Source organism: Sphaerotilus sp. (genome assembly GCF_031429695.1).
Classification (GTDB): Bacteria; Pseudomonadota; Gammaproteobacteria; order Burkholderiales; family Burkholderiaceae_C; genus Sphaerotilus.
The window spans coordinates 1-24633 of record NZ_JANPAB010000007.1; the positions used below are offsets into that span (position 1 = coordinate 1).

29 protein-coding genes are annotated in these 24633 nt (G+C 68.7%); 19 read left to right on the top strand and 10 right to left on the bottom strand.

The window, feature by feature from the left end:
• Positions 1–331 precede the first annotated feature (331 nt).
• Together RMP06_RS00675 and RMP06_RS00680 are read right to left on the bottom strand one after the other, a co-directional pair.
• Positions 332–1330 carry a LacI family DNA-binding transcriptional regulator gene (locus RMP06_RS00675; protein WP_310459852.1) on the bottom strand — a complete coding sequence of 333 codons (999 nt, stop codon included), beginning with the start codon at positions 1328–1330 and terminating at the stop codon, positions 332–334.
• Complete coding sequence (locus tag RMP06_RS00680; RefSeq protein ID WP_310459853.1) at positions 1327–2358, bottom strand: hypothetical protein; 1032 nt, start codon at positions 2356–2358, stop codon at positions 1327–1329. Before RMP06_RS00680 ends, RMP06_RS00675 begins: the two co-directional genes overlap by 4 nt.
• Before the next feature lie 212 nt (positions 2359–2570).
• Between RMP06_RS00680 and RMP06_RS00685 the strand changes: the two genes are divergently transcribed.
• Both RMP06_RS00685 and RMP06_RS00690 read left to right on the top strand, forming a co-directional pair.
• Positions 2571–2732 (top strand): hypothetical protein, encoded by a 162-nt coding sequence (locus RMP06_RS00685; protein WP_310459854.1) that lies wholly within the window; start codon positions 2571–2573, stop codon positions 2730–2732.
• Between the two features lie 190 nt (positions 2733–2922).
• A complete protein-coding gene (locus RMP06_RS00690) occupies positions 2923–3180 on the top strand; it encodes a hypothetical protein (RefSeq protein WP_310459855.1) in 258 nt (85 codons plus the stop codon).
• Positions 3181–3191: 11 nt separating this feature from the next.
• On the opposite strand, the gene RMP06_RS00695 is transcribed toward RMP06_RS00690, so the two are convergent.
• The 4 genes from RMP06_RS00695 to RMP06_RS00710 form a co-directional block, all read right to left on the bottom strand.
• A complete protein-coding gene (locus RMP06_RS00695; protein WP_310459856.1) occupies positions 3192–3767 on the bottom strand; it encodes a YceI family protein in 576 nt (191 codons plus the stop codon).
• A 53-nt stretch (positions 3768–3820) separates the two neighbouring features.
• Entirely contained in the window at positions 3821–4393 is a 573-nt protein-coding gene (locus RMP06_RS00700; RefSeq protein WP_310459857.1) for a YceI family protein, read from the bottom strand.
• A gap of 28 nt (positions 4394–4421) precedes the next feature.
• Positions 4422–4982, bottom strand: coding sequence for a cytochrome b (locus RMP06_RS00705; RefSeq protein WP_310459858.1), 561 nt, complete (start codon positions 4980–4982; stop codon positions 4422–4424).
• Between the two features lie 82 nt (positions 4983–5064).
• Positions 5065–6024, bottom strand: coding sequence for a MerR family transcriptional regulator (locus tag RMP06_RS00710; protein WP_310459859.1), 960 nt, complete (start codon positions 6022–6024; stop codon positions 5065–5067).
• A 471-nt stretch (positions 6025–6495) separates the two neighbouring features.
• Here RMP06_RS00710 and RMP06_RS00715 point away from each other — a divergent pair, with 471 nt between their 5' ends.
• Genes RMP06_RS00715 through RMP06_RS00750 form a run of 8 tightly spaced genes read left to right on the top strand, consistent with a single transcriptional unit; the run spans position 6496 to position 13524 of the window.
• On the top strand, positions 6496–7836 hold the full coding sequence (locus RMP06_RS00715; protein ID WP_310459860.1) for an NAD(P)/FAD-dependent oxidoreductase: 1341 nt from the start codon (positions 6496–6498) through the stop codon (positions 7834–7836).
• The gene (locus RMP06_RS00720) at positions 7833–8612 is read left to right on the top strand and encodes a DUF1365 domain-containing protein (protein ID WP_310459861.1); all 780 of its coding nucleotides are present in this window, start codon (positions 7833–7835) and stop codon (positions 8610–8612) included. The genes RMP06_RS00715 and RMP06_RS00720 overlap by 4 nt, the downstream gene beginning before the upstream one ends.
• A gap of 27 nt (positions 8613–8639) precedes the next feature.
• Complete coding sequence (locus RMP06_RS00725) at positions 8640–9902, top strand: class I SAM-dependent methyltransferase (RefSeq protein ID WP_409050068.1); 1263 nt, start codon at positions 8640–8642, stop codon at positions 9900–9902.
• On the top strand, positions 9899–10462 hold the full coding sequence (locus tag RMP06_RS00730) for a chalcone isomerase family protein (protein WP_310459862.1): 564 nt from the start codon (positions 9899–9901) through the stop codon (positions 10460–10462). Before RMP06_RS00725 ends, RMP06_RS00730 begins: the two co-directional genes overlap by 4 nt.
• Positions 10459–11721, top strand: coding sequence for an MFS transporter (locus RMP06_RS00735; protein WP_310459863.1), 1263 nt, complete (start codon positions 10459–10461; stop codon positions 11719–11721). The genes RMP06_RS00730 and RMP06_RS00735 overlap by 4 nt, the downstream gene beginning before the upstream one ends.
• Before the next feature lie 5 nt (positions 11722–11726).
• On the top strand, positions 11727–12266 hold the full coding sequence (locus RMP06_RS00740) for a DUF3833 domain-containing protein (protein WP_310459906.1): 540 nt from the start codon (positions 11727–11729) through the stop codon (positions 12264–12266).
• Between the two features lie 13 nt (positions 12267–12279).
• Complete coding sequence (locus RMP06_RS00745) at positions 12280–13053, top strand: SDR family NAD(P)-dependent oxidoreductase (protein ID WP_310459864.1); 774 nt, start codon at positions 12280–12282, stop codon at positions 13051–13053.
• A gap of 21 nt (positions 13054–13074) precedes the next feature.
• Positions 13075–13524 (top strand): nuclear transport factor 2 family protein, encoded by a 450-nt coding sequence (locus RMP06_RS00750; RefSeq protein WP_310459865.1) that lies wholly within the window; start codon positions 13075–13077, stop codon positions 13522–13524.
• A gap of 10 nt (positions 13525–13534) precedes the next feature.
• Here RMP06_RS00750 and RMP06_RS00755 read toward each other — a convergent pair whose 3' ends face one another.
• Positions 13535–13978, bottom strand: a complete 444-nt coding sequence (locus RMP06_RS00755; RefSeq protein WP_310459866.1) for a hypothetical protein — start codon at positions 13976–13978, stop codon at positions 13535–13537.
• A 160-nt stretch (positions 13979–14138) separates the two neighbouring features.
• A complete protein-coding gene (corA, locus tag RMP06_RS00760) occupies positions 14139–15101 on the bottom strand; it encodes a magnesium/cobalt transporter CorA (RefSeq protein ID WP_310459867.1) in 963 nt (320 codons plus the stop codon).
• A gap of 194 nt (positions 15102–15295) precedes the next feature.
• On the opposite strand from corA, the gene hpf reads away from it, so the two are divergent.
• From hpf to hprK, 3 genes are all read left to right on the top strand, one after another.
• A complete protein-coding gene (gene hpf / locus RMP06_RS00765; protein WP_310459868.1) occupies positions 15296–15643 on the top strand; it encodes a ribosome hibernation-promoting factor, HPF/YfiA family in 348 nt (115 codons plus the stop codon).
• Positions 15644–15800: 157 nt separating this feature from the next.
• Positions 15801–16271: a PTS sugar transporter subunit IIA gene (locus tag RMP06_RS00770; RefSeq protein ID WP_310459869.1), complete on the top strand. Its 471-nt coding sequence runs from the start codon at positions 15801–15803 to the stop codon at positions 16269–16271.
• A 30-nt stretch (positions 16272–16301) separates the two neighbouring features.
• Positions 16302–17261 carry an HPr(Ser) kinase/phosphatase gene (gene hprK / locus RMP06_RS00775; protein ID WP_310459870.1) on the top strand — a complete coding sequence of 320 codons (960 nt, stop codon included), beginning with the start codon at positions 16302–16304 and terminating at the stop codon, positions 17259–17261.
• A gap of 10 nt (positions 17262–17271) precedes the next feature.
• Here the strand turns inward: hprK and fur are convergent, their stop codons facing one another.
• Positions 17272–17703 carry a ferric iron uptake transcriptional regulator gene (gene fur / locus RMP06_RS00780; protein WP_310459871.1) on the bottom strand — a complete coding sequence of 144 codons (432 nt, stop codon included), beginning with the start codon at positions 17701–17703 and terminating at the stop codon, positions 17272–17274.
• Positions 17704–17819: 116 nt separating this feature from the next.
• Between fur and RMP06_RS00785 the strand changes: the two genes are divergently transcribed.
• The 5 genes from RMP06_RS00785 (at position 17820) to gshB (ending at position 21326) form a co-directional block, all read left to right on the top strand.
• Complete coding sequence (locus tag RMP06_RS00785) at positions 17820–18374, top strand: outer membrane protein assembly factor BamE (RefSeq protein ID WP_310459872.1); 555 nt, start codon at positions 17820–17822, stop codon at positions 18372–18374.
• Positions 18371–19207 carry a 4-hydroxy-tetrahydrodipicolinate reductase gene (dapB, locus tag RMP06_RS00790; protein ID WP_310459873.1) on the top strand — a complete coding sequence of 279 codons (837 nt, stop codon included), beginning with the start codon at positions 18371–18373 and terminating at the stop codon, positions 19205–19207. Before RMP06_RS00785 ends, dapB begins: the two co-directional genes overlap by 4 nt.
• Before the next feature lie 5 nt (positions 19208–19212).
• Positions 19213–19899, top strand: coding sequence for a MotA/TolQ/ExbB proton channel family protein (locus tag RMP06_RS00795; protein WP_310459874.1), 687 nt, complete (start codon positions 19213–19215; stop codon positions 19897–19899).
• A complete protein-coding gene (locus RMP06_RS00800; RefSeq protein WP_310459875.1) occupies positions 19880–20299 on the top strand; it encodes an ExbD/TolR family protein in 420 nt (139 codons plus the stop codon). Before RMP06_RS00795 ends, RMP06_RS00800 begins: the two co-directional genes overlap by 20 nt.
• 70 nt (positions 20300–20369) lie before the next feature.
• The gene (gene gshB, locus RMP06_RS00805; protein ID WP_310459876.1) at positions 20370–21326 is read left to right on the top strand and encodes a glutathione synthase; all 957 of its coding nucleotides are present in this window, start codon (positions 20370–20372) and stop codon (positions 21324–21326) included.
• Here the strand turns inward: gshB and RMP06_RS00810 are convergent, their stop codons facing one another.
• Complete coding sequence (locus RMP06_RS00810) at positions 21327–22655, bottom strand: DUF4397 domain-containing protein (protein WP_310459877.1); 1329 nt, start codon at positions 22653–22655, stop codon at positions 21327–21329.
• Positions 22656–22775: 120 nt separating this feature from the next.
• On the opposite strand from RMP06_RS00810, the gene RMP06_RS00815 reads away from it, so the two are divergent.
• On the top strand, positions 22776–24632 hold the full coding sequence (locus RMP06_RS00815) for a bifunctional metallophosphatase/5'-nucleotidase (RefSeq protein ID WP_310459878.1): 1857 nt from the start codon (positions 22776–22778) through the stop codon (positions 24630–24632).
• Position 24633 lies beyond the last annotated feature (1 nt).

A 24633-nucleotide genomic window follows, 5' to 3' on the forward strand; every position in this document is an offset into this window, starting at 1 on the left:
CGACCCCCTGGCTCTCAGCGCCTTCGTGTAGGGCGACCAGTTCTTCGTCGTGTACTTCTTCTTCGCCGGCTTGCTCATCCCGTCAGCCTACCTCACCGCTCGACCACCGGCCGGCTGGGTGGGTTGTGCAACAAAGCCCAACAGCACATAAATCCTTGTCGTGCTTGAATTTTTTCAGCTCTCTGCATGGTCGCTCCCCCCGTAAAAATAGCCTAGAAGCCCGCACGGCTAGCGTATCCGATTCCGCTGCCGAAAATGGCAAATCATAGCCCCGCACCCGATCGCCGGTCTACTGACGGCATCCCTATTTTGTTGACAGCCCCACCCACTGTCAGGCCGCGCCGATACCCACCCCCGAACTGTCCCGCACCATCAACTCCACCCCCATCACCATCTCCTGCGGCATCGCCCCACCCCCCACGAGCATCTCCACCCCCGTGCGCCCCAATTCCTCCTTGTCCACGCGCAGCGTGGTGAGCGGAATGGCGCCGTAGCGGGCGGCCGGGATGTCGTCGAAGCCGACGAAGGCGATGTCCTCCGGGATGCGCAGCCCGGCCTCCAGACACACCCGCATCGCCGCCAGCGCCGCGCTGTCGTTGTAGGCGAACACGGCGTCCGGCCGCACCCGCCGGCGCAGCAGCGTGCGCATCGCCGCGGCGGCGCCTTCCGCGTCGTCCAGCCCCGGCGGCGCGAGGGCTTCCAGATCGGGGTCGGCCAGCACGCCCGCCTCGAACAAGGCGCGCCGGTAGCCCCGGCTGCGCTCGCGGATGCTGAAGTGCGCCAGCGAGCCGGCGATGTAGGCGATGCGCCGTCGGCCCAGGTCGAGCAGGTGGCGCGTGGCCTGGAACCCGCCGCCGGCGTTGTCCGGGTTGACGGCGGGGCAGCCCGGAATCCAGCCATCGACCAGCACCAGCGGCAGCCCCAGGTCGGTCAGTTGCGCCAGCACCTCGTCCTCGAAGTAGCCCGCCACCAGCAGCGCATCGGGCTCGTGCAGCTTGAGCAGCTTGCCCACCGCGTCGCCCTGCCGCGCGCTCAGCAGCGTGGGCGCCACGCCGAACTGGCGGCAGCCCTCCTCGACGCCGTGCATCACCTCGGCGAAGAAGGGGTTCACGGCGAAGTTGCTGTGGTACCGGTGGATCAGGAACACCAGCCGCGGCGCCTTGCCCGAGCGCAGCCGCGAGAGGTCGTAGCCGAGGTCCGCGGCCACCTGGCGGACATGGCGGCGCGTCTCGTCGGACAGGCCGCGCTGGTTCTTCAGCGCGCGGGAGACGGTGCCGACGGAGACGTTGGCGGCGTCGGCGATGTCGCGGACGGTGACGTCGCTGCTCATGCCTGGCGCTCCGCGGCGGACAGCGGCCGGGCGCTGAACCGGCTGCGCAGGACGAGCGGCTGGCCGGGCGTGAGCGCCAAGCCGGTGCGCGGGGCGAGCGGGTGATCGGCGGGCGGCGCGGCGACCCGGCCCAGGTCGAACACGCCACACACCGGCTCGACCCCGAGCGCCAGATGCCGGCCATTCCACGGCGGATACAGCCGGCCGCGGTGGCTGACCCAGAGCATCACGTCGGGCAGCAGCGCGCGGTCCCAGTCCAGCGTGAGTGCCCAGCCGCAGTCGAGGTAGCGGGCGGTGACGGGGCCGTCGAGTGCCATCACCTGCAGCAGGTCTTCGCTGTCGCGGGGTTGCGGAAAGCGGGTGAGGTCGGCGGGAGGGCCGTCGGTGGTGGGCACAGCGTCCAGGCGGCTGAAGCGCTGGTCGGGTGCCAGGCGCGAGCGCCCGGGTTCGGCTGGCACGGGGTAGGTCAGGCCAGGTCCGTGGCGCGGCAGGTCCAGCGCCACGCGGCCGGCGTCGAGCCGCAGCGTCGGATGCAGGGCCACTGGCACGATGCAGGGGACGCGGGCTTCCACGCACAGTTCGAGATCGACTGCGGCAGCGTCTGGTTGCGCGCGCACGGTGCGGGTCAGGCGCCGGATCGGGTCGGACGGGGGCAGGGCGATCGTCAGCGACAGGGCGTGCGGGTCGTCGGTGGGGAGCCAGTCCCAGTCGTGGTGTGCGCTGTAGCCGTGGCCCCACGTGTCGTGGGGTGTGCGGGTGGTCCAGCCGACGGGCAGATCAGCGGGACAGTCGGCGCGGCCGAACGGCACGCAGGGCCAGTCACCCCGCAGGCCACGCATCAGGCCGGTCTGCTCCGCACCGATCGGCTCGGCGTGCCAGGGAGCGACCTGCATGGGCGAAAAATCCGGATGTCCGGGGGCCGTGAAGACCACTGGCGCCAGCATCGCCCCCAGTCGGTTCAGGGTCATGCGGCCGTGTGCCCACGCGAGCGAGCGGGTTTCGGAGCGGGTATTGACGGGGTTGGACATGACGCGGACTCTGGTTTTCCGGGAGCCCGAGTGTAGAAACTGTGCGTCGTTTAGTAAACGAGCCTGTCATCTGTCTTGTTTCTTTTCAATGACTGAAACAGTGTCATCCGGAGGATGCACTCATGCGTTGTCAGCGGTATCAATAAGTTCACCTTCAAGCGGCACCTGGTGTGTCACGGGAAGATGTGAAAAAACTCGATGGGCCCCCCGCCATGAAGCACCTTCTCCGCACCGATCACCCCGCCCCCCGCCGTCTGCCCTTGCAGGATCGCCAGACCGAAAAGGGCCGCAAGCAGGAAACTTTCGACTACGGCCGCATCGGCTGTGACCAGCGCAGCATGGCCTTCGCCCTGCGCATGGACCGCAAACGCTGATCCTTCGACCAGGCGGTGGCGCGGCCAGTATCGTGGTCACCGGGCTCAGGAAGATTGCGGCGCGGTAAAAACACGCAAAAATCCCCTTGATAACGAAAATACCCCCGAATCAAGGTATTCTCATGTGACGAGTGTTACGACATGGATCTGTTGTTGATCCTTCGTGACAAGTGTTCAGGAGAGGCCCGCCATGAAGTACCACAGGCGCATCCGCTGGTCGGATTTGTTCACCACCTCCACCGGGCTGGTCCGGCTGTTTCTGGTGGTGCTTGTGTGTCCCGCGCTCATGCTGGCCGCTGCGCTGGCGTCGATCGTGATGACGCTGGTCGGCTCGCTGTCCATGCTGGGACTCATGGCGCGGCAACCCCGCGCACCCTGGCGGGCGGCGGGGGAGATGGTCGGCGCGGTGCTCGCCCGCGCCATCGGCCGTCAAGGCTTCACAGCCTGAACACCGCTTGATTACATCTTGACGGCTTCGACCTGGACCACCAGGCGCATGTCGTCCGAGAAGCCGTAGTTGAGGCCATAGCTGGCACCCCACAGGCTGCGCTTGATGGTGGCTTCGAAGTCACCGCCGCAGACCTCGCGCTTGACCATCGGGTTCATGTAGCAGTTGAACTTGTTCGCCTTCAGCGTGACCGGGTGCGTCTTGCCCAGCAGCGTGAACTGACCGGTCACCTCGGTCACCTTGTCGCCGTTGAACACGATCTTGTCGCTGACGAAGCGCGCGGTCGGGTAGGCCGCTGCGTTCAGGATCTCCGGGCTCTTCAGGTGGCCGTCGAACGGGGCGGTGCCGGTGCTGATCGAGGTCACGTCGAGCGTGATGTCCACCTTGCCGGTCTTGCCGGCGCGGTCGAACTGGACCGTGCCTTCCTTCTTGTCGAAGCGGCCACGGTTGGTCGAGGTGCCGAAGTGGTCGATCTCGAACATCACGAAAGTGTGGGTCGGGTCGATTGCGTAGGTGGCGATTTCGGCGTGGACGGCCGAGGCGAACAGCGCGGGCACCAGGGCCAGGGCGAGCAGGGTCTTCTTCATGGGAGGGTTTCCTTCAGGGGTGGAGAGGGTGTTCAGAGATGGCGAGACGGATATCAGAGCGAGGGCACGCCGTTCAGCAGCAGCTTGAACTTGACCTGCACGTCGTTGGCGACCATCGAGGTGTCGGCCCATTCGCCTTCACCGATCTTGTATTCGAGGCGCTTGATGACAAACGCACCGGCGGCGGTGGTCGTGCCACCGGCCTGGGTCAGCGTGACCGGCACCACCACGTCGTGCGTGCTGCCCTTGATGGCGAGCTTGCCGGTGACCTCGAACTTGCCGGGACCGACCGCCTTGATCGCGCTGGACTGGAACGTCGCCTGCGGGAACTTGGGCACGTTGAACCAGACAGGCTTGACCACTTCGGCGTCCGTCTCCGGCGCGCCGAAGGTGGCGCTGCCGGTGTCGATGGTGAAGCTGACCTTGCCGGCCTCGGGCTTCTTCGGGTCGAAGGCGATCTGGGCATCGAACTTGCGAAACTTGCCTTCGACGGGCACGCCCATCTGCTTGCTGACAAAGGCCATCTCGCTCTTGGCGGCGTCGAGCTTCTGCTGCGCGAGGGCGGGCTGGCTGACCAGGACGAGGAAAGCGGCGGCGGCCAGCGCCGCGGTGCTGAACGTGTTCATGGGAACGCTCCGGAAAAGGTGAGGGGACTCAGACCGGGCCGATGCCCATGCGGCCGAGCAGGCGGTCGCGGTCGATGAACTGGTGCTTCAACGCGGCGCCGACATGGGCGACGACGAGTGCGGCCAGCGCGAAGGCGCTCAGCGCATGGACGGGCTTGATCATCTCGGCCAGCGCCTTGTCCACCGGCACGAAGTCCGGCAGCGGCAGCACGCCGAACCACACGATCGGGAAACCCGCAGCGGAGCTGTAAGCCCAGCCCGTCAGCGGCACCACGAAGAACAGCAGGTACATCAGGTGGTGCGTGGCGTGGAAGGCCGAGGTCTGCCAGCCGGGCATGGCGGCCTGGATGCGCGCCGGCAGCGCAGGCGGACGCTGCACCAGGCGCCACGCCAGCCGCAGCGCCGACAGCGACAGGATCGCCACACCGGCCCACTTGTGCCAGTTGTAGAGCTTCAGCCGCGCGGGCGAGAAGGGCAGATCCGCCATGTAGACGCCGACCGCGAAGCTGCCGACGAGGGCCACCGCGAGCAGCCAGTGCAGGGCGATCGACAGGCCGTGGTAGCGGGGGGAGGTGTGGCGGGATGTCATGGCCTGCAGTGTGCCGGGCACGGCGCCGGCGCAGGTTCACCGCGCTTGACGCGTGCGTAGCAAAAGTCTGAACGCCCGCAGATCAGTGGGGCGCAGTCCGCCAGCGGCTGAGTTCGGTGTGCACCTGCGCCAGATCGTCGAGCAGCGTCACGCCCGCCACGCCGCGGCGCAGCATTGCCGGCTGCGGGGTACCGGCCCAGATCTCGACCGCCTCGGGCAGTTGTGCCCGCAGGTCGGCCAGGTGGTCGAGCGACGCTCCGGTCGGGCTGAGCGAGGAAAAACTCAGCGCAACGACCTGCGCCCGGTGCGCGCGTGCCGCCAGCACCATTTCCGGCACGGGGGTCTGCCGGCCGAGGTTCATGCAGGCACAGCCCTCGACGGTGAACAGCGCCTCGGCCATCAGCAGCGCCAGGCCGTGCTGCTCGTCCGGGAAGGTGGTCAGCAGCACCCGCGGTGTGCCGTCGACCGCCGCCTCGGGTGCGGATGCGATCGCCGAGCGCAGCACGGTCTCGACCGCTTCGCTGCACAGGTGCTCCTCGAAGATGGCGAGCTGCCCGCGTGACCACGCCTGCCCGATCTCGACCAGCAGCGGCGAGACCACCTCGCCGACGAAGTGCCCGAGGCCACGCCGCAGCAGCGACTGCATCAGGGCGCGGCGCAGCCCGATCACGTCGTGGGCACGCAGCAGCCGGTAGAGCGCCTGCGGTTCGGCGCTGAGCGTGGTGTCGTCGCGTGCGGCATCGGCCTGGCTGGCGCTGGCAGCAGAGGCCGGGCGGACCAGCGCGCCGATGGACTGCAAGTCCTGCAGCGGCAGGCCAACCACGCGCCCCGGCCGCCAGCCCGCGTCGAGCAGACGCTTGATGTGGCGCAGACGCTCGACCTGGTCAAGCGGATACAGGCGCTCGCCATTGCTGTCGCGCAGGGGGGATGGGAAGCCATAGCGGCGTTCCCAGACGCGCAAGGTGTCCTTGCCGATGCGGGTGTCGCGTTCGACGGCGGCGATGGTCAGCATGTGCAGTGCAGTAGGTGCCTGGTCGTTCATCAGGGGCTCCGAGTGTGCCGTACACCGAAACAGTCCACCTTGCAGCGGCCGTGGATGCCAACCTTGCGTTCTATGTATGTCTTGGACAAATGCTTGTTGCTTGGTGGTTTAAGGCCTAATATAAAGCTGTATGCATGGTTTGACCAAGACAAACAATGTTGAAACGCCGAAAGCCTTCCGATGCAATCTGAAAAAAACACTGCGTTGACGCTGGAACTTTGCTGGCGCTGGCTCGTCCAACGGACTGCATCCGATTCGGTCCGTGCTGCGTATGGATTCCGCATGGACCCGATCACCGATTTTCGACCGTGCAGCCTGACCATCCCCTCGGGGGTGGCGGTCCCCCGGGGGCGGCTCATCTCCTCCTCTCTCCCCCGTCTTTCGTCGCCGGGTGCTGCACGGACTTTCTTTCTTTCCCTTTTTCTGCTCCTTGGTTCCTGGCCGGCGACAACGCCGGTGGCGGACTGAGCCATGCGGCGCGTTGCCGTCATCGGTTCCGGCATTGCCGGCCTGTCCACTGCCTGGCACCTGAGTGCCCCCGACCAGCACTGCCAGGTCACGCTCTATGAAGCGGGCGACTACCTCGGTGGTCACACCCACACGGTCGATGTGACCCTGCCCGGCGCGGACGGGCGGCTGCACACGCAGGGCGTGGACACCGGGTTCCTGGTGTTCAACCACCGCACCTATCCCGAGTTGCTGAAGCTCTTCGCCGACCTCGGCGTGGAGACGGCCGCGTCCGACATGTCGTTCTCGGTCCAGGCCGAGCGTGGTGCGCTGGAGTGGAGCGGCTGCAACCTCGACACCGTCTTCGCGCAGCGCCGCAACCTGTTCAATCCGCGCTTTCTCGGCATGTTGCGCGAACTGGTGCGCTTCAACCGACGCGCCACCGCCTTGGCGCGCGCCGGCAGCGAGGCGCAACTGGCCCAGTCCATCGGCGACTTCCTCGACGCCGAGGGCTACTCCGACACCTTCCGCCGCTGGTACTTCCTGCCGATGATCGGCTGCATCTGGTCCTGCCCGACGGCGCAGATGCTGCGGTTCCCGGTCGCCACGATGATCCGCTTCTGCCACAACCACGGGCTGCTGCAGGTCAGCGACCGGCCGCAGTGGTACACGGTGACCGGCGGGGCGCGGAACTACGTCGAGAAGATGCGCCCGCGGTTGCGCGACGTGCGACTGAACACGCCGGTGCGGGCCGTGCGGCGGCTGGTCTCCGGGGGCGCGATGGTGTCGGCGGCCGATGGCGATGCCCTGTTCGACGAGGTCGTGCTGGCCTGCCACTCCGACCAGGCGCTGCGGCTGCTCGGCGCCGATGCCACGCCCGACGAGGTGCGTGTGCTCGGGGCAATCCGCTACCACCCGAACCGCGCCGTGCTGCACACCGATGTGGCGCAGTTGCCGCGCCGCCAGAAGGCCTGGGCGGCGTGGAACTACGAACACGCGGGCGACTCCGGGACGGAAGACGCTGGTGTCTGTCTGCACTACCTGCTCAACCGGCTGCAGCCGATGCCGTTCGCGCAGCCGGTGGTGGTGTCGCTGAACCCGGTGCGCCCGGTGCGTGCGGAGCATGTGCTGGCCGCGTTTGATTACAGCCACCCCGTGTTCGACCGCGCCGCCATCGATGCACAGCGCCACCTGCCTGACATCCAGGGCCAGCGCAGCACCTGGTTCTGCGGGGCCTGGACGGGCTACGGTTTCCATGAGGATGGCCTGAAATCGGGGCTGACCGTGGTGCGCGGCTTGCAGCAACGCTGGATCGGCGGCCACCTCGCCAGCGTCACCAGCGCCCGCAGGGCTGTACCGGCATGACCACCGACCTCGGTCCCGCGCGCGCGCTCATCGGCCGTGGCGAGGTGCGCCACACGCGGCTGCAGCCGGTGCGGCGGGCGTTCCGGTATCCGACCTGGTTCCTGCTGCTGCCGATGCGCACCTTGCGGCACCAACCCGATCCGGTGCTGGCGCGCAACCGCGCCGGCCTCGTCAGCTTCCACGACCGCGACCATGGCGACGGTGGCGGCGATGCGCTGGCGTGGTTCGAGCGCCTGCTGGCCGGCGAGGGCATCGCCAACGCCGATGGCGAGGTCTGGCTGCACACCTACCCGCGTGTGCTCGGCTACACCTTCAAGCCGGTGAGCTTCTGGTACGCACACCGGGCGGACGGGACGCTGCGCGCCATCGTCGCCGAGGTCCACAACACCTTCGGCGAGCGCCACTGCTACCTGCTCACCGGCACGGCCGCCGAGCCGATCGGCTGGGGCCGCGAGCTGCGGGCGGACAAGGTGTTCCACGTCTCGCCGTTCTGCGCCGTCGAGGGGCGTTACCGCTTCCGCTTCCTGCGCACCGCCGAGCGCACCGTCGCCCGCATCGACCACGACGACGCCACCGGCCAGCCACTGCTGCAGACCAGCGTCAGCGGCCGTCTCGCGCCGCTGACCCGCCGCGCCTTGCACCAAGCCTGGCTCGGCAGCCCGCTGCTGACGCTGGGCGTCATGGCACGCATCCACTGGCAGGCGCTGCAGCTCTGGTGGCAGCGCGTGCCCTTTTTCCGCAAGCCGGTGCCGCCCGCGGCGCCGGTCAGTCGCTGACCCCGCAACCGACCGATCCTACGCACCATGAACGCTCCTGCCCGATTCGACTCCGCTGTCTGTGCCGGCTTGCCGACGGGGACTGCACCTGCCGCACTGATGCTGCCCGCGGGCGCGCCTGCCGCGGCACGCGCCGTGTTCCGCCTGCTGCAGAAGCTGCCCTGCGGCACGCTCGACCTGCAGTGGCCCGACGGCGCGCACTGCCGCGTCGGCCACGGCGTTGCGCCACACGCCTCGATCTCGGTGAAGGACTGGTCGCTTTTTTCGGCCGTGCTGAAGTCGGGCGACATCGGATTCGCGGAAACCTTCGTCGCTGGCGGCTGGCACACGCCCGATCTGCCGGGGTTGCTGCGCTTCCTGCTGGCGAACCGGGAGGCGGTCGAGCAGCTGATCTTCGGCAACTGGTGGGGCTCGCTGCTCCACCGCCTGCGCCACCTGCGCAACCGCAACAGCCGCGAGGGCAGCAAACGCAACATCCACGCCCACTACGACCTCGGCAACGCCTTCTACCGGCTGTGGCTGGACGAGACGATGAACTACTCCAGCGCGTGGTTCGACGGCGACCACACGCAGCCGCTGCCCGATGCGCAGCACGCCAAGGTGCGCCGCGCGCTGCAGCAAGCGCGTGTGCAACTTGGCAACCGCGTGCTGGAGATCGGCTGCGGCTGGGGCGCGCTGGCCGAGATGGGCACGCGCGAGTTCGGCGCCCACGTCACTGGGGTCACGCTGTCCACCGAACAGCTCGCCTGGGCGAACGGGCGCATGGCGGGCAATGGCACTGCGCACATGGCCGATCTGCGCCTGCAGGACTACCGCGACATCGCCAACGGGCCGTTCGACGCGGTGCTGTCGATCGAGATGTTCGAGGCGGTGGGGCGCAGCTACTGGCCCTCGTACTTCGAGACGGTGGCGCGCTGCCTGAAGCCGGGCGGGCGGGCGTGCATCCAGAGCATCACGATCCGCGACGACCTGTTCGAGCGCTACGTGCGCTCCACCGACTTCATCCAGCAGTACATCTTCCCCGGTGGCCTGCTGCCCAGCGATGCCGAGTTCCGCAAGGCCGCCGAGCGCGCCGGGCTGGTGGTGGAAGAGGCGATGGCCTTCGGGCCTGACTACGCCGAGACGCTGCGCCGCTGGCGGACCGACTTCCATGCGCAGGCGGAGAAGGTGCAGCGCCTGGGCTTCGACGCGCCGTTCATTCGGACCTGGGACTTCTACCTCGCGTATTGCGAGGCGGCGTTCGACACCGGCAACACCAACGTCGTGCAGTACACGCTGCGCCGGCCATGAAAACCACCCGCCGCCAGACGCTGACTGTGCTGGCTGCACTGCCGAGCTTGCTGGCGATGGCGGTCTCGGCACAGGGCGCGGACGAGCCGCCGACCGAGGTCCGTGCCGCGCTACCGGGTGCGCGGCTGCAGGGGCAGATGCGCTTTCGCTGGCTCGGTCTGACGATCTACGACACGCGGCTGTGGGTGACCGGCGAGCCAATCGGCGCGCAGGACTACGCCACACGCCCCTTCGCGCTGGAGCTGCTCTACGCCCGGTCGCTCGGCGGTGCGCGCATCGCCGAGCGCTCGATCGACGAGATGCGCCGCATCGACCGCGTGGACGATCGGCAGGCGGGTGACTGGCGCAGCGCGATGGTGGCGGCCTTCCCCGACGTGGTCAGCGGCGACCGGCTGACGGGCCTGCACCAGCCGGGCCGCGGCGCCCGCTTCTTCCACAACGCCCGCCCGACCCGCGAGGTCACGGACACCGAGTTCGCGCGCCTGTTCTTCGGCATCTGGCTCTCGCCGCGCAGCCCGGAGCCGGCGTTGCGCCAGGCGTTGCTGGGCGCGGCGGGATGACCACCGCCGCGTCGTCCGGCGCCGCCTACGGTGCGCTCGGGCTGCCGCTGGCGTTTGTGGCGCTGCCGCTGTACGTCGTGCTGCCGAACCACTACGCAGCGCAGTTCGGCGTGCCGCTGGCGGCGCTGGGCGTGTTGCTGCTGGCGGTGCGGGCCTTCGATGCGCTGGTGGATCCGTGGATCGGGCGCTGGGTCGATGCGCTGCTGGGCGGGGCCACCGGGCGGATCTGGGCGGTGCTCGGGCTGGCCGCGCTGGTGCTGGTGGCCGGGTTGACGGGCTTGTTCTTCCCGCTGGCGAGCGTGCGCGGGTCGTCCTCGGCGCTGCTGGGCTGGTGTGGCGCGCTGCTGGTGGGAACGTACCTGGCCTACAGCGTCGCCAGCGTGCTGCACCAGAGCTGGGGCGCGCGCCTCGGGGGTGGCGATGCGGCGCAGGCGCGCTGGGTCGGCTGGCGCGAAGGGGCGGCGCTGGTGGGCGTGGTGCTGGCGAGCGTGCTGCCGTCGGTGGCGGGTTTGTCGGCGATGGTGGCGGTGTTCGCGCTGGCGCTGGGTGTGGCGTTGATGGCCTTGACGCGGGCGCCGCGGCCGGTGCTGCGCAGCCGGGTGGCGGTGGTGCCGCTGTCGATGGCCGCGCCGTGGCGGGTGGCCGGGTTCCGCCGGCTGGTCGCGGTGTTTCTGCTCAACGGCATCGCCAGCGCGGTGCCGGCCACGCTGGTGCTGTTCTTCGTGCGCGACCGGCTGCAGGCGCCGGCGCTGGAGGGGGCCTTCCTCGCGGTGTACTTCGTGGCGGGTGCGGTGTCGCTGCCGCTGTGGGTGCGCGGCGTGGCGCGCTGGGGGCTGGTGCGGATCTGGGCCGTCGGCATGGCGCTGGCCGTGGTGACTTTTGTCGGCGCGCTGGCGCTCGGGGCGGGCGACACGGGCGGCTTCTTCGCGGTGTGTCTGGCCAGCGGGCTGGCGCTGGGCGCGGATCTGGTGGTGCCCGGCGCGCTGCTGGCCGGTGTGGTGCGCCGCAGCGGGCAGGGCGGGGCGGCCGAGGGCGCGTTCTTCGGCTGGTGGAACAGCGCGACCAAGCTCAATCTGGCGCTGGCTGCGGGCCTGGCGTTGCCCGTGCTGCAGTGGGCGGGCTACACGCCCGGCAGCCGGGATGCCGACGCGCTGTGGTCGCTGAGCCTGGCGTACGCCGCGCTGCCGTGTGTGTTGAAACTGCTGGCGCTGGGGGCCTTGTGGCGCCTGCGCCGTGTGCTCGAAGGAGAGACTCCATGAACGCCATGAACCTGACCCGATCGGTGCGGCGCCTTGCCGTGGCCGCTGCTGCCGCCCTGCTGGCGGCCTGTGCCGGGCCGCAGGTCGACGACTACGCCCGCGAGACACCCAAGCTCGTGCTGCGCGACTATTTCAACGGCCCCATGACCGCGCACGGCGTCTTCACCGACCGCTCCGGCAAGGTCGCCCGCCGCTTCACGGTGCGCATGGTCGGGCGCTGGAGTGGCAACGAGGGCGTGCTCGAAGAGGACTTCACCTACAGCGACGGGAAGACCGAGCGCCGTGTCTGGCGCCTGACCGACTTCGGCGACGGGCGCTACACCGGCCGCGCCGACGATGTGCTCGGCGAAGCGCAGGGCCGCGCGGCAGGCAATGCGCTGCGTTGGCAGTACACGCTGAAGCTGCCCGTCGATGGCAAGACCTACGAGGTGCAGTTCGACGACTGGATGTACCTGATGGACGAGAAGGTGATGCTGAACAAGGCGGTGATGAGCAAGTTCGGCATCCGGCTTGGCGAGGTCACTCTGGCCTTCCACAAGCCCTGAGCGGAGCCAGGCCATGCCGATCAACCAAGCTCTGCGCGACTGGACCGGGCGTGTCGTCTGGATCGTGGGCGCCTCGTCCGGCATCGGACTGGCCACTGCCGAGCTGCTGGCGCGGCGGGGCGCCCGGGTGGTCGTCTCGGCGCGCAAGGCCGCGCCGCTGCAGGCCTTCGCCGCCGCCCATCCCGGCGCGCTGGCGCTGCCGCTGGATGCCACCGCCCCCGGCGCGCTGCGCGATAGCATGGCGCAACTGCTCGCGCAGCACGGCCGGCTCGATCTGGCCGTCTACTGCGCCGGCCACTACCAGCCGGTGCGCGCCACCGCCTACGACCTGGACGAGGTGATCCGCCACCAGGACATCAACGTCACCGGCGCGATGCGCATGCTGGATGCCGTGCTGCCGACGCTGCTCGCCCAGCGCCACGGCCACATCAGCCTCGTCGCCAGCGTCGCGGGCTACCGCGGCCTGCCGCAGGCGCTGGCCTATGGCCCGACCAAGGCGGCGCTGATCAACATGGCCGAAGTGCTGCAGATGGACCTGAAGCCCAGCGGCATCGACGTGTCCGTCATCAACCCTGGCTTCGTCGAAACCCCGTTGACGGCGCAGAACACCCACCCGATGCCGGCGCTGATCACCCCGGACGTCGCTGCCGAGGAGATCCTGAAGGGCTGGGCGCGGGGCGCGTTCGAGATCCATTTTCCGAAGCGGTTCAGCCGGGTGCTGAAGCTGCTGGGGATGCTCGGGGATGGGTGGTATTTTTCGCTGGTGCGCCGCGCCACGGGCATGTGAATCGCTTGCGAGAGGACGGCCATGAATCCACTGAATCCACGCCATCCGGACACCCGCGTCGCCCGCGTCATCACCTTCTTCGAGCGGCTCGCCCCCGCCGATCTGAACCGACTGAGCGAGGTCTACGCCGACGATGCCCGGTTCAAGGATCCCTTCAACGAGGTGCATGACGTGCCCGGCATCCGCCGCGTTTTCGCGCACATGTTTGACAGCCTCGGGGTACCGCGCTTCGTGGTGCTGGACGCAGTGGCCGAGGGCGATCAGTGCTTCCTGACCTGGGATTTCCTGTTCGAAGCGCCGCGCCTCGGGCCGGGCACCACGACCATCCACGGCGGCTCGCACCTGCGCTTCGGCACGGACGGGCGGCTGGTGCTGCACCGCGACTACTGGGACGCGGCGGAGGAGCTGTACGAGAAGCTGCCGGTGATCGGCGCGCTGATGCGCTGGCTCAAGCGCCGCGCTGCCGGTTGATGGCGCCGGCTCAGCGCGGCGGATCGTCCGAGTTCGCCTGTCCCTCGGACAGCGTGTGGAGCTGGAACTTGCCGTCCGCCGTGACCAGCCAGACCTCGGGATAGACCACGCTCTTCATGCCGCGCGGCGGCAGCGGATAGGGCTCGGCGGCATAGACCATGCGCTGGAGCCACGGCACGACCTCGGGCGCCGCGGCGGGGTAGCGCATGACCCGCAGATCCGTGATGCGGCCACGGCTGTCGATGGTGGTGCGGAACGCGGCGATGGCGTAGAGCATCGGCGGCAGCTTGCCATCGAAGATCTGCGGGGCGTAGCGCATGTAGAGATGGCGCGCGCCTTCGATGCGGTATTCGCTGGCGTTGCGGGCGGCTCCGGTGCTCAGGCTGGCGATCTCGTCGATCGGCTGGGGCTCGGGAGCTGTCGCGAACTGGGCGAATGCCGGCAGGGAGGCCAATGCCCATCCTGCCAGCAACCCCATCCCCCACACGCGCCAGGGACGCTGCGGGCTTTCTTGGTGTTCTCGGCCGCGAGACGGCCGGGCTCCGCGGAGTCTAGCGATCACTTGCGCATTTTCGGCGTGCATAGTTGGCAGTCTGGCGGCCTCGGCAGGGAACTCAGCGCATCCAGCCCTTGCGGCGGAAATAGATCAGCGGCGCCGCGACGGACGCCACCATCAGCCCGAGTGCAAACGGGTAGCCCCAGGTTTGCGACAGCTCGGGCATGTGCTGGAAGTTCATGCCGTAGATGCTGGCGATCAGCGTCGGCGGCAGCAGCGCGACCGATGCCACCGAGAAGATCTTGATGATCTTGTTCTGGTTGATGTTGATGAAGCCGACGGTGGCGTCCATCAGGAAGTTGATCTTGTCGAACAGGAAGGCGGTGTGCGAGTCGAGCGAGTCGATGTCACGCATGATCTGCCGGGCCTCCTCGAACTGCTCCGCGTTCAGCAGCCGGCTGCGCATCATGAAACTCACGGCGCGGCGCGTGTCCATCACGTTGCGGCGGATGCGGCCGTTCAGGTCTTCCTGGTGGGCGATGGCCGAGAGCGCCTCGCCCGCGGCGCGGTCGTCCACATCCTGCTTCAGCACGCGCGCGCTGACCTTCTCCAGCGAGTCGTAGATGCCTTCGAGCGCGTCGGCCGAGTACTCCGCGTCGGCGTCATAGAGCTTGAGCAACACGTCCTTGGCGTCTTCGATCATGGCCGGGATGCGCCGCGCGCGCAGGCGCAGCAGCCGGAACACGGGCAGGTCTTCCGAGTGGACCGAGAACAGCACGTTGTGGTGCAGGATGAAGGCCACGCGGACGTTGCGCGGGGTCTCGCCGTCGTCGATCAGGAAGTCGGAGCGGATGTGCAGCTCGCCGTTGTCTTCCTCGTAGAAGCGGGCGGATTCCTCCAGGTCGTCGTCGACGATGTTCTCGGGGATCGTCAGGTCGAAGCGCGCCTGGATCCAGCCTTTTTCCTGGGCGGTCGGTGCTTCCAGATCGACCCAGACCGGCGCGACATGGGCCAGTGCTTCGAGGGCGTCGATCTCTTCCTGGAACAGGCGGCCGTTGGCCAGTGTGAAGACGTTGAGCATCGGAACCAATTATTGCACTGCGGAAGAGTGTGTGTCTGAATGCTCGAAAACCCGAGGGTCGGGCTGTAATCTGGTGGCTCAGGGCAATTCCACACGGCGGTTGCAGGGTGTCACAGGGAGGGCTTGTCAGCCATTCCTGAAAGGGTCACACTGGGTTCGACGTCTCCCCACCCAACCTCTCGAAAGGAGGCCTCATGAATCTCACGATCAGCGGTCATCATCTGGAAGTTACACCGGCTCTGCGCGAATATGTGCTGACCAAGCTGGACCGGGTCACCCGACACTTTGACCAGGTAGTGGATGTCAACGTGCTACTCACCGTGGAGAAGCAGAAGGAAAAGGAACGCCGACAACGCGCTGAAGTCACGCTGCACGTCAAGGGGCGCGACATCTTCGTGGAAAGCGCCAATGAGGATCTCTATGCCGCGATCGACCAATTGATGGACAAGCTCGACCGCCAGGTCGTGCGCCACAAGGACAAGCTGCAGGACCACCACCACATCGCGCCCAAGCGCATTGCCGTGGCCGGCGAAGCGGTCTGAGGACAGATCTGAACGAGTTCAGCGGCCCCCGAGTGGGGCCGCAGTCGTTTATGCGAGAAGCTGCGTACAGCCGGCGCGCGGATTCCTATAATCAGCTCCCCGAACACACCCGACCCGCGCTTGCCAAGGCTCATGCTCAAACCGGCGCCCGATCTCGATGAACCGACTCGCCGCGATCCTTCCTGCTGGCAATGTGCTGGTGAACGTGGACGCTTCCAGCAAGAAGCGTGCGTTCGAGCAAGCTGGTCTGCTGTTTGAAAACCAGCACGCCATCGCCCGTGCCACCGTCTCCGACAATCTTTTCGCGCGCGAACGTCTCGGCTCCACCGGACTTGGGCATGGTGTCGCCATTCCCCACGGCCGCATCAAAGGCCTGAAGAATCCGCTGGCTGCCGTGGTCCGGCTGGCGCAGCCGATCGCCTTCGAGGCGCCGGACGATGAGCCCGTCGTGCTGCTGATCTTCCTGCTGGTGCCGGAAGCCGCCACCCAGCGCCATCTGGAGATCCTTTCCGAAATCGCCGAGCTGCTGTCCGACCGAGAACTGCGAGAGCGGTTGAAACTCGAATCCGATCCGGTGAAGCTGCACGAGCTGATTTCCCGCTGGGAACCCTTGCGCTCTGTGGCCTGATCCAGCGTCCACGCTTGTGCCGAGGCTGATTTGAAACCGACTGTCATCAGCGCCGAGGCGCTGTTCGATGCCCACCGCGGCATGCTGAAGTGGGAGTGGATCGCAGGCCATGCCCACCCTGAACGCCGCTTCGACGAGGTGGCGGTGCGTGATGCGCAATCGGCTGCCGATCTGGTTGGCTACCTCAACTACATCCATCCTTACCGCGTCCAGATCGTCGGCCGGCGCGAGGTGGGGTACCTCGAAATCACCGAGCGAGACGTGCAGGAGCGGCGCATCTCGCGCATCGTCGCGCTGGAGCCGCCGGTGGTCGTCGTCGCCGATGGCTGCACGCCGCCGGACCGGCTGGTGGCGATGTGCGAGCGGGCCGAGATCCCGCTGTTCTGCACGCGCGAATCGGCCGGCCACGTCATCGACGTGCTGCGCGGCTACCTGGGCCAGCACTTCGCCGAGCGCACCTCGCGCCACGGCGTGTTCATGGACATCCTGGGCTTGGGCGTGCTGCTGACGGGCGAGTCCGGCCTGGGCAAGAGCGAGCTGGGGCTGGAGCTGATCTCGCGTGGCCACGGGCTGGTGGCCGACGACGTGGTGGACCTGTTCCGCGTGTCGCAGTCGGCGATCGAGGCGCGCTGCCCGGAGCTGCTGCGCAACCTGCTGGAGGTGCGCGGCATCGGCCTGCTCGACATCAAGGCGATCTTTGGCGAAACGGCGGTGCGCCGGAAGATGCGGCTGAAGCTGATCGTCCACATGGTCCGCAAGGAAACGCTGGAACGTGATTTCGAGCGCCTGCCCTACGAGCCGCTGTACGAGGACGTGCTCGGTATGCCGGTGCGCAAGGTGATCATCGCGGTGGACGCGGGGCGCAACCTGGCGGTGCTGGTCGAAGCGGCGGTGCGCAACACGGTGCTGCAACTGCGTGGCATCGACACGTACAAGGAATTCATCAAGCGCCACCGCGACCTGATGGACCGCGGCGAGCCGGGGCTCTGAGTCCGGCGGCTTACTTGGCGGCGCGGCGCGCGCAGCCGGTCTTGGTGCAGTGGGCGTAGAGCGCCAGGGTGTGCTCCTGTAGCGCAAAGCCACGCTCCTGGGCGATCGAGTGCTGGCAGGCTTCGATCTGGGCGTCGAAGAATTCCTCGACATGGCCGCAGTCCAGGCAGACAAGGTGGTCGTGGTGCTGGCCCTCGTTGAGTTCGAACACCGACTTGCCGCTCTCGAAGTGGTTGCGGCTGAGCAGGCCGGCCTGCTCGAACTGCATCAGCACGCGGTAGACGGTGGCCAGCCCGATGTCGGCGTCCTCGTGCAGCAGCACCTTGTATACATCCTCGGCCGTCAGGTGGCGCTGCTGGGAGCGCTGGAAGATTTCGAGGATCTTGATGCGCGGCAAGGTGGCTTTCAGGCCCGAGCTTTTGAGTTCTTCCGCGTTCGTCATGGGATTGCCTGTCCGGCTGGTGTGGCCTGGGGTCGTGCGCGGCCCTGGTGGCTCGCTAGAATGGCCGGATCATATCGGGATGTGCCGCTCACGGCGGTGTCTACCACCAAAACCACATGGCTGCTCTGACCCGCTTCCCCCACCCCGTGTCGTCCCTCCTGCTCATGGCTGTTGCCATGCTGGCCGGGTGTTCGACCATCTCGTCCGACGGCTCGCTGCTCGGTTTTGTCACGCCCTACCGCATGGAAGTGGTGCAGGGCAACGTCGTCACCCAGGACATGGTGGCGCAGCTCCGCCCCGGCCTGTCGGGCGACCAGGTGCGCACGCTGCTGGGCGCGCCGCTGCTGAACGACGTGTTCCATGCCAACCGCTGGGACTACGTCTTCACCATCCGCCGCCAGGGCACCGCGCCGCAGCAGCGCCGCGTGACGGTCTTCTTCGAGAACGACCGTGTGGCGCGCTTCGAGGCGGATGCCGTGCCGACCGAGCGCGAGTTCGTCGCCTCGATCGACGCGAGCAAACCGCCGTCGCGCAAGACCGTGCTCGAACTCGACGAGCAGCAACTGCGCGCCATTCCGGTGCCCGCTCCAAGCCGCTCCGCGCAGCCGCCGCAGACGGCGGCCAGCGGCCCGGCCCGCTCCTACCCCCCGCTGGAAACCTCTGCCCGATGAACGCTCCCGCTGCTTCCCCGTTCGCCACCGCGCCGCTGCGCGTTGCCATCGCCGGCTGCACCGGCCGCATGGGCCACATGCTCATCGAAGCCGTCATGGCCGCCGAGGACTGCGTGCTGGCCGGCGCGCTCGACCGTGCCGACAGCCCCGCGATCGGCCAGGACGCCTCGGCCTTCCTCGGCCAGGCCAGCGGTGTCCTGGTCACCGCTGACCTGCGCGCCGGCCTGCAGGGCGCTGACTGCCTGATCGACTTCACCCGCCCCGAGGGCACGCTGGCGCATCTGGCGGTCTGCCGCGAACTCGGTGTCAAGCTGGTCATCGGCACCACCGGTTTTTCCGATGCCCAGAAGGCCGAGATCGCCGCCGCTGCGCAGGACGTGTCGATCATGATGGCGCCCAACATGAGCGTCGGCGTCAACGTCGTGCTGCGCCTGCTGGACATGGCCGCGCGTGCGCTGAACGAGGGCTACGACATCGAGATCATCGAGGCCCACCACCGCCACAAGGTCGACGCCCCGAGCGGCACCGCGCTGAAGATGGGCGAAGTCGTGGCAAATGCGCTGGGCCGTGACCTGAAGGAGTGCGCCGTCTACGGCCGTGAAGGTGTCACCGGCGCGCGCGACCCGAGCACGATCGGCTTCGCCACCATCCGTGGCGGCGACGTGGTCGGCGACCACACCGTGCTGTTCGCGGGCATCGGCGAGCGCATCGAGATCACGCACAAGTCCAGCAGCCGCGTGACCTACGCGCAGGGCAGCCTGCGCGCTGCGCGCTTCCTTGCCGGGCGGGCCAGCGGCCTGTACGGCATGGACGACGTGCTCGGTCTGGGCTGACCCGCGTGGACGGGCTGGCGCGGATCTGGTCGGCCGGTGATGGCGTCTCGCGCACGGTTGCGGCGCTGCTGCTGGCGATGTCGGTGTCGGCCTGGGTGCTGATCCTGTGGAAATCGTGGGTGCTGACCCGTGCGCGGCAGGATCTGGCGCGGGCGGTGCCGGTGTTCTGGTCGGCGCCCGACGTGGCGACTGGCCGCACGCAGCTCGCCGCGCTCGACCGCGAGCAGATCCTGGCGCCGATGCTCGACGCCTTGCTGCACCCGATGGCCCCCGGCACGCTCGACGCCGGCAGCGACGCCGAATCACGCCTCACCCGCCTGCTGCGCGATGCACTGCACCGCGTGCTCGGCCAGTTGCAGACCGGGCAGGTACTGCTGGCGTCGGTGGGCAGCACGTCGCCCTTCGTCGGCCTGTTCGGCACCGTCTGGGGCATCTACCACGCGCTGCTGGGCATCTCGGCCACCGGCTCGATCAGCATCGACAAGGTCGCCGGCCCGGTCGGCGAGGCGCTGATCATGACCGCGGCGGGACTGGCGGTGGCGATCCCCGCCGTGCTGGCCTACAACGTGTTCGGCAAGTGGGTGAGCGCCTGCGAGGCCGACCTCGAAGGCTTCGCGCACGATCTGCGCGAGATGGCGCTGGACAAGCGGGCACGGGCACGGGAGCAGGACGATGGCCTTCGGCCGTCTTGAGCGCCGCAAGGCCGAGGCGCCGTTCAGCGACATCAACATGACGCCGCTGATCGACGTGATGCTGGTGCTGTTGGTGATCTTCATGATCACGGCGCCGCTGATGACCTCCAGCCTCAAGCTCGATCTGCCCAAGGCGGACGGCGCGGCGCCCACCGAGCAGATGCCCATGGCGATCAGCCTCGGTCTGCAGGCCAATGGTGCGCTCTACTGGGGCGAGGAGCGGCTGGAGCCCCCTGCGTTCGCCGAGCGGCTGAAGGCAATCGAGCACCGTGGCGGCGAGCGCCCCGAGGTGCTGCTGCGCGCCGACAAGCTCGTGCCCTACGGTCGGGTGGCGGAGCTGATCGGGCAGTTGCAGCAAGCCGGACTGAGCCGGATCGCCTTCATCACCGAGCCGACTTGACTGGCCCGGCCAACGGGGTTGGCGGGGCTGTGCAACACTGCGCGACCCTCTGAACACCCCGTTGCCCACCATGAAGCTGCTGTTCGTCGCCGACCCGATCGAGTCCTTCAAGACGCACAAGGACACCACCTTCGCGATGATGCGCGAGGCGGCGCGGCGTGGTCACACGCTGCAGGTCTGCGCGCCGCGCGACCTCGTCTGGGTGCGTGGCCGCCGGGTCGTGGCGCGCCGCTGCCGCACGGTCATCCTCACCGGCCGCGAGCAGGCCGACTGGTTCGAGGTGGTCGCCGAGGGCGAGGTCGCGCTGGCCGACACCGACGCCGTGCTGATGCGCAAGGACCCGCCCTTCGACGCCGAGTACATCTACGCCACGCACCTGCTGCAGCAGGCCGAGCGCGATGGCGCCCGCGTCTTCAACAAGCCGTCCGCGCTGCGCGACCACCCGGAAAAGCTCGCGATCCTCGAATTCCCCGAGTGGATCGGCCCGACCTTGGTCACGCGCGAGGCCGAGGCCGTGCGCGCCTTCCACGCCGAGCACGGCGACATCATCCTCAAGCCGCTCGACGGCATGGGCGGCATGGGCATCTTCCGCGTCGGACCGGACGGCATGAACCTCGGCTCCATCATCGAGACGCTGACCAAGGACGGCAGCACGACGGTGATGGTGCAGAAATTCCTGCCCGAGATCGTCCATGGCGACAAGCGCATCCTGGTCATCGGCGGCGTGCCGGTGCCGTACTGCCTGGCGCGTATCCCGCAGGGCACGGAGGTGCGTGGCAACCTCGCTGCAGGGGGCAAGGGGGTCGCGCAGCCGCTGTCCGTGCGCGACCGCGAGATCGCCGAGACGCTCGGGCCGGTCCTCGCCGCCCGCGGGCTGCTGCTGATCGGGCTGGACGTGATCGGCGAGTGTGTCACCGAGATCAACGTCACCAGCCCGACCTGCTTCCAGGAGATCCAGCAGCAGACCGGTTTCGACGTGGCGTGCGTGTTCGTCGATGCGCTGGAAGCCGCGGTCCGCACGGTCTGATCAACGCTCCTTGACCACCGCGCTCAGCAAGCCGTTGCCCGCGGCCAGCCGGCTGTCCCCGAGCAGGAACACGCTGTAGAGCGCCCCGGCATCGAGTGTCTTGCCGGTGAGCTGGTAGACGGTGGCGGCGGTGATGGCGTGGGTCACGGACAGGGTGGTGTCGGTGACGGCGGACACCGAGGTGATGGGCGACACCGTGCCCGGGCTGGCGGTGGCGACGGCGGCGCCGGCGATGTTCAGTGTCAGGTCCTGGCCGATGTCGCCCAGGCCGTGGACGAGGCGGACGCGGGTGGCGCTGCTGCTGGTGGGCAGGCGGTTGTCGTCGCTGACCGCACCGAGCTGCGGTGCGGCGCCTGTTCCCGTGACGAGCAGCGTGGTGTCGCTGCCGGCGGCGGCGGTCCAGGTGGCGCCGGTGAGCGTGGCGCCGTTGACGGTGACCGCGGGCTGCGCCGTGCCGGCCGGCACCAGCGTGTACACGCCGATGGCCGGCGAGCCGCCCAGCGCGGCCAGGCCCGTGCCGCCGAAGGTGCCCGTGACGGGCAGGTTGGCGGGCAGGGCGCTGACGAGGCGCACGCGGGCCTGCGGGTTGTTCAGCGCCACCACCGCCGTGGCCGGTTGCAGCAGCAGGGCATGCGCCAGCACGCCCCCGGTGCTCGGCGTGATGACCAGCGCGGTGATGCCGCCGTCGGCCAGCGTCAGCGTGGTGTCGAGCCGCACGTCGCTGGCCAGCACGCTGCCGGCCTTGAGCAGGCGCAGGCGGTGGGTGCCGGCGTTGACGGTGCTGTAGCCGCTGCTGCCGCTGCCGGCGGCGACGTTGCCCAGCAGCGGTGCATCGCTCAGGGTTTCGGCGACGGGGGTGAGGTGGACATCGAGCGCCCCGGCGTCACGCGCGGCGTTGAACACCAGCAGCTTGCTGCGGCCGGCCGCCGGCAGGCTTTCCTTGTCGTCGAGCGCGAGGTACTTGACCACGTTGTTGTCACCCGTCCAGGCCACCAGCGTCGTGGCGCTGCCGGCGGCGATGGTGGGCGCGGTCGAGGCCAGCGCGCTGCCGCTGCTGTTGGCCAGGGCGATGGCGTGGCTGCCGGCGGTGACGCGGTAGGTGGCGCTGGCGCCATCGCGCGCGATGCCGGTTTCGCGCGACACCTCGTCGATCAGCAGGCCGACGGCGGCGCGCTGCGTCGTGGCGTTGACGACGCGCAGCGTGCCGGTGGTGGCGCTGGTGTCGCCCGAGCCATCGTCCTTGCTGCCGCAGCCCGCCAGGAGCGCGAGGGTGCTCAGGACAAACAGGCCCGCGGCGGCGCGGGCGGCCCAGAGTCGGCGTTGCAGCATGGACAAATCTCCCCGTGTGGTGTGGTCAGCCCGCTACCTTCGGTTTCTGTGCCGCAGTTGTCAAGTGACACCTGCCGATCCGGCGCAGGACAATCCGGACATCGACCGGAGGCGCTGCCCATGCAATCACTGTCCACCCTGGGATCCATGGCCCTGCTGCTGCTGCTGGGCGCGGTCCAGTCCGGTTGCAGCACGGTGCCCGCTACAGCCGCCGCGCCGCCGCTGACGCTGCACATCGCCCACATCAACGACCACCACTCCCAGCTGGAGCCGATCCCCGCGGCGGAGCTGCTGCTCGACGGCGTGCCCACCCAGGTCGAGCTGGGCGGCTTCGCGCGGCTGACGACGCTGTTCCGCCAGCAGGCCGCGCGGCCGAACCTGCTCAAGCTGCACGCGGGCGATGCGGTGACCGGCTCGCTGTACTACACCTTCTTCAAGGGCGAGGCCGACGCGCGGATGATGAACACCATCTGCTTCGACGCCTTCGAACTGGGCAACCACGAGTTCGACGACGGCGACGGCGTGCTGCGCGGGTTCCTCGACCACCTGCGCGCCGGCGACTGCCAGACCCCGGTGCTGGCTGCCAATGTCGTGCCCGCGCCCGGCACACCGCTGGCACCGACCGGCCCGTCGGTGCTCCAGCCCTACACCATCAAGACCGTCGGCGGTGTGCCGGTCGGCATCATCGGCATCGACATCGTCGGCAAGACGGTCAACTCCTCGCGCCCGCTGGCGAGCACGCAGTTCCTCGACGAGACCCGCACCGCGCAGCAGACCATCGACACGCTCAAGGCCCGCGGCGTGCGCCACATCGTGCTGCTGACGCACCAGGGCTACGACGCCGACCGCGCCATGGCCGCGGCACTGACCGATGTGGACGTGGTCATCGGCGGTGATTCGCACACGCTGCTGGGCGACTTCAGCGCCCAGGGCCTGCCCAGCGCGGGGCCGTATCCGACCGTGGCGAAGAACCGCGACGGCGACCCGGTCTGCATCGGCCAGGCCTGGGAATACAGCAAAGCCTTCGGGTTGATGGAGGTGCAGTTCGACGCGCGCGGCGCCGTGACGCGCTGCGGCGGACAGGCCTCGCTGGTCATTGGCGACCAGTTCAGGCGCAAGAATGCGGCCGGTGCCTTCGTCCCCGTCGATGAGGCCACGGCGGCGGCGCTGCGCAGCCGGCTGGCCGACGTGCCCCAGGTGCGCGTCACGGTGCCGGATGCGGCGGCGGAGCAGGTGCTGTCCGCCTACTCCAGCCAGGTGGCGGCACAGAAGCAGCGCCTGATCGGCACGGCGACCGAGCCGCTGTGCCTCGTGCGCGTGCCAGGCGAGACGACCAACCGCTCCGGCGCGCTCGCCGGCTGCGAGCAGGCCAACCTGCTGGCCCGCGGCAGCGACGCGGCGCAGGTGGTGGCCGCCGCCTTTCTGGCCGCCAGCCCGCGGGCGGAGATGGCGTTGCAGAACGCGGGTGGCGTGCGCACCGGCATCGGCGCCGGGCCGCTGTCGATGAACACCGCCTTCACCGTGCTGCCCTTCACCAATGTGCTGGTCGAACTCTCGCTGACGGGCACGCAGATCGTCGCGGCGCTGGAGGACGCGGTCGCCAACTACCTGGACCAGCGCCAGTCCGACGGCTCCCACCCCTACGCGGCCGGGCTGCGCTGGGCGCTGGACCTGCGCCAGCCCGCGGGCCGACGCTTCAGCCAGGTCGAGGTGATGGACCGGGCCACGGGCCGCTGGTCGGCCATCGACCCGGCGCGCACCTATGTGCTGGTGACCAACGATTTCATCGCTGCCGGCAAGGACGGTTATGCCACGCTCGGGGCGGCCACGGCGGCGGGGCAGGCGGTCAACACCTACCGGCTCTACACGCAGACCTTCGCCGACTACCTGCAGCGGCTGGGCCAGGTGGGGCGCGTGCCAGCGTCCGAGGTGTCGCACCAGCGGGTCATCACCGCGGCGGGTGTGACGATGCCGTGAC

Excerpts from the sequence above, each read along its gene's own strand:
- RMP06_RS00675 (WP_310459852.1), bottom strand. The coding sequence starts at position 1,330 with ATGAGCAGCGACGTCACCGTCCGCGACATCGCCGACGCCGCCAACGTC.
- RMP06_RS00680 (WP_310459853.1), bottom strand. The coding sequence starts at position 2,358 with ATGTCCAACCCCGTCAATACCCGCTCCGAAACCCGCTCGCTCGCGTGG.
- RMP06_RS00685 (WP_310459854.1), top strand. The coding sequence starts at position 2,571 with ATGAAGCACCTTCTCCGCACCGATCACCCCGCCCCCCGCCGTCTGCCC.
- RMP06_RS00690 (WP_310459855.1), top strand. The coding sequence starts at position 2,923 with ATGAAGTACCACAGGCGCATCCGCTGGTCGGATTTGTTCACCACCTCC.
- RMP06_RS00695 (WP_310459856.1), bottom strand. The coding sequence starts at position 3,767 with ATGAAGAAGACCCTGCTCGCCCTGGCCCTGGTGCCCGCGCTGTTCGCC.
- RMP06_RS00700 (WP_310459857.1), bottom strand. The coding sequence starts at position 4,393 with ATGAACACGTTCAGCACCGCGGCGCTGGCCGCCGCCGCTTTCCTCGTC.
- RMP06_RS00705 (WP_310459858.1), bottom strand. The coding sequence starts at position 4,982 with ATGACATCCCGCCACACCTCCCCCCGCTACCACGGCCTGTCGATCGCC.
- RMP06_RS00710 (WP_310459859.1), bottom strand. The coding sequence starts at position 6,024 with ATGAACGACCAGGCACCTACTGCACTGCACATGCTGACCATCGCCGCC.
- RMP06_RS00715 (WP_310459860.1), top strand. The coding sequence starts at position 6,496 with ATGCGGCGCGTTGCCGTCATCGGTTCCGGCATTGCCGGCCTGTCCACT.
- RMP06_RS00720 (WP_310459861.1), top strand. The coding sequence starts at position 7,833 with ATGACCACCGACCTCGGTCCCGCGCGCGCGCTCATCGGCCGTGGCGAG.
- RMP06_RS00725 (WP_409050068.1), top strand. The coding sequence starts at position 8,640 with ATGAACGCTCCTGCCCGATTCGACTCCGCTGTCTGTGCCGGCTTGCCG.
- RMP06_RS00730 (WP_310459862.1), top strand. The coding sequence starts at position 9,899 with ATGAAAACCACCCGCCGCCAGACGCTGACTGTGCTGGCTGCACTGCCG.
- RMP06_RS00735 (WP_310459863.1), top strand. The coding sequence starts at position 10,459 with ATGACCACCGCCGCGTCGTCCGGCGCCGCCTACGGTGCGCTCGGGCTG.
- RMP06_RS00740 (WP_310459906.1), top strand. The coding sequence starts at position 11,727 with ATGAACCTGACCCGATCGGTGCGGCGCCTTGCCGTGGCCGCTGCTGCC.
- RMP06_RS00745 (WP_310459864.1), top strand. The coding sequence starts at position 12,280 with ATGCCGATCAACCAAGCTCTGCGCGACTGGACCGGGCGTGTCGTCTGG.
- RMP06_RS00750 (WP_310459865.1), top strand. The coding sequence starts at position 13,075 with ATGAATCCACTGAATCCACGCCATCCGGACACCCGCGTCGCCCGCGTC.
- corA (WP_310459867.1), bottom strand. The coding sequence starts at position 15,101 with ATGCTCAACGTCTTCACACTGGCCAACGGCCGCCTGTTCCAGGAAGAG.
- hpf (WP_310459868.1), top strand. The coding sequence starts at position 15,296 with ATGAATCTCACGATCAGCGGTCATCATCTGGAAGTTACACCGGCTCTG.
- RMP06_RS00770 (WP_310459869.1), top strand. The coding sequence starts at position 15,801 with ATGAACCGACTCGCCGCGATCCTTCCTGCTGGCAATGTGCTGGTGAAC.
- fur (WP_310459871.1), bottom strand. The coding sequence starts at position 17,703 with ATGACGAACGCGGAAGAACTCAAAAGCTCGGGCCTGAAAGCCACCTTG.
- RMP06_RS00785 (WP_310459872.1), top strand. The coding sequence starts at position 17,820 with ATGGCTGCTCTGACCCGCTTCCCCCACCCCGTGTCGTCCCTCCTGCTC.
- dapB (WP_310459873.1), top strand. The coding sequence starts at position 18,371 with ATGAACGCTCCCGCTGCTTCCCCGTTCGCCACCGCGCCGCTGCGCGTT.
- RMP06_RS00800 (WP_310459875.1), top strand. The coding sequence starts at position 19,880 with ATGGCCTTCGGCCGTCTTGAGCGCCGCAAGGCCGAGGCGCCGTTCAGC.
- gshB (WP_310459876.1), top strand. The coding sequence starts at position 20,370 with ATGAAGCTGCTGTTCGTCGCCGACCCGATCGAGTCCTTCAAGACGCAC.
- RMP06_RS00810 (WP_310459877.1), bottom strand. The coding sequence starts at position 22,655 with ATGCTGCAACGCCGACTCTGGGCCGCCCGCGCCGCCGCGGGCCTGTTT.
- RMP06_RS00815 (WP_310459878.1), top strand. The coding sequence starts at position 22,776 with ATGCAATCACTGTCCACCCTGGGATCCATGGCCCTGCTGCTGCTGCTG.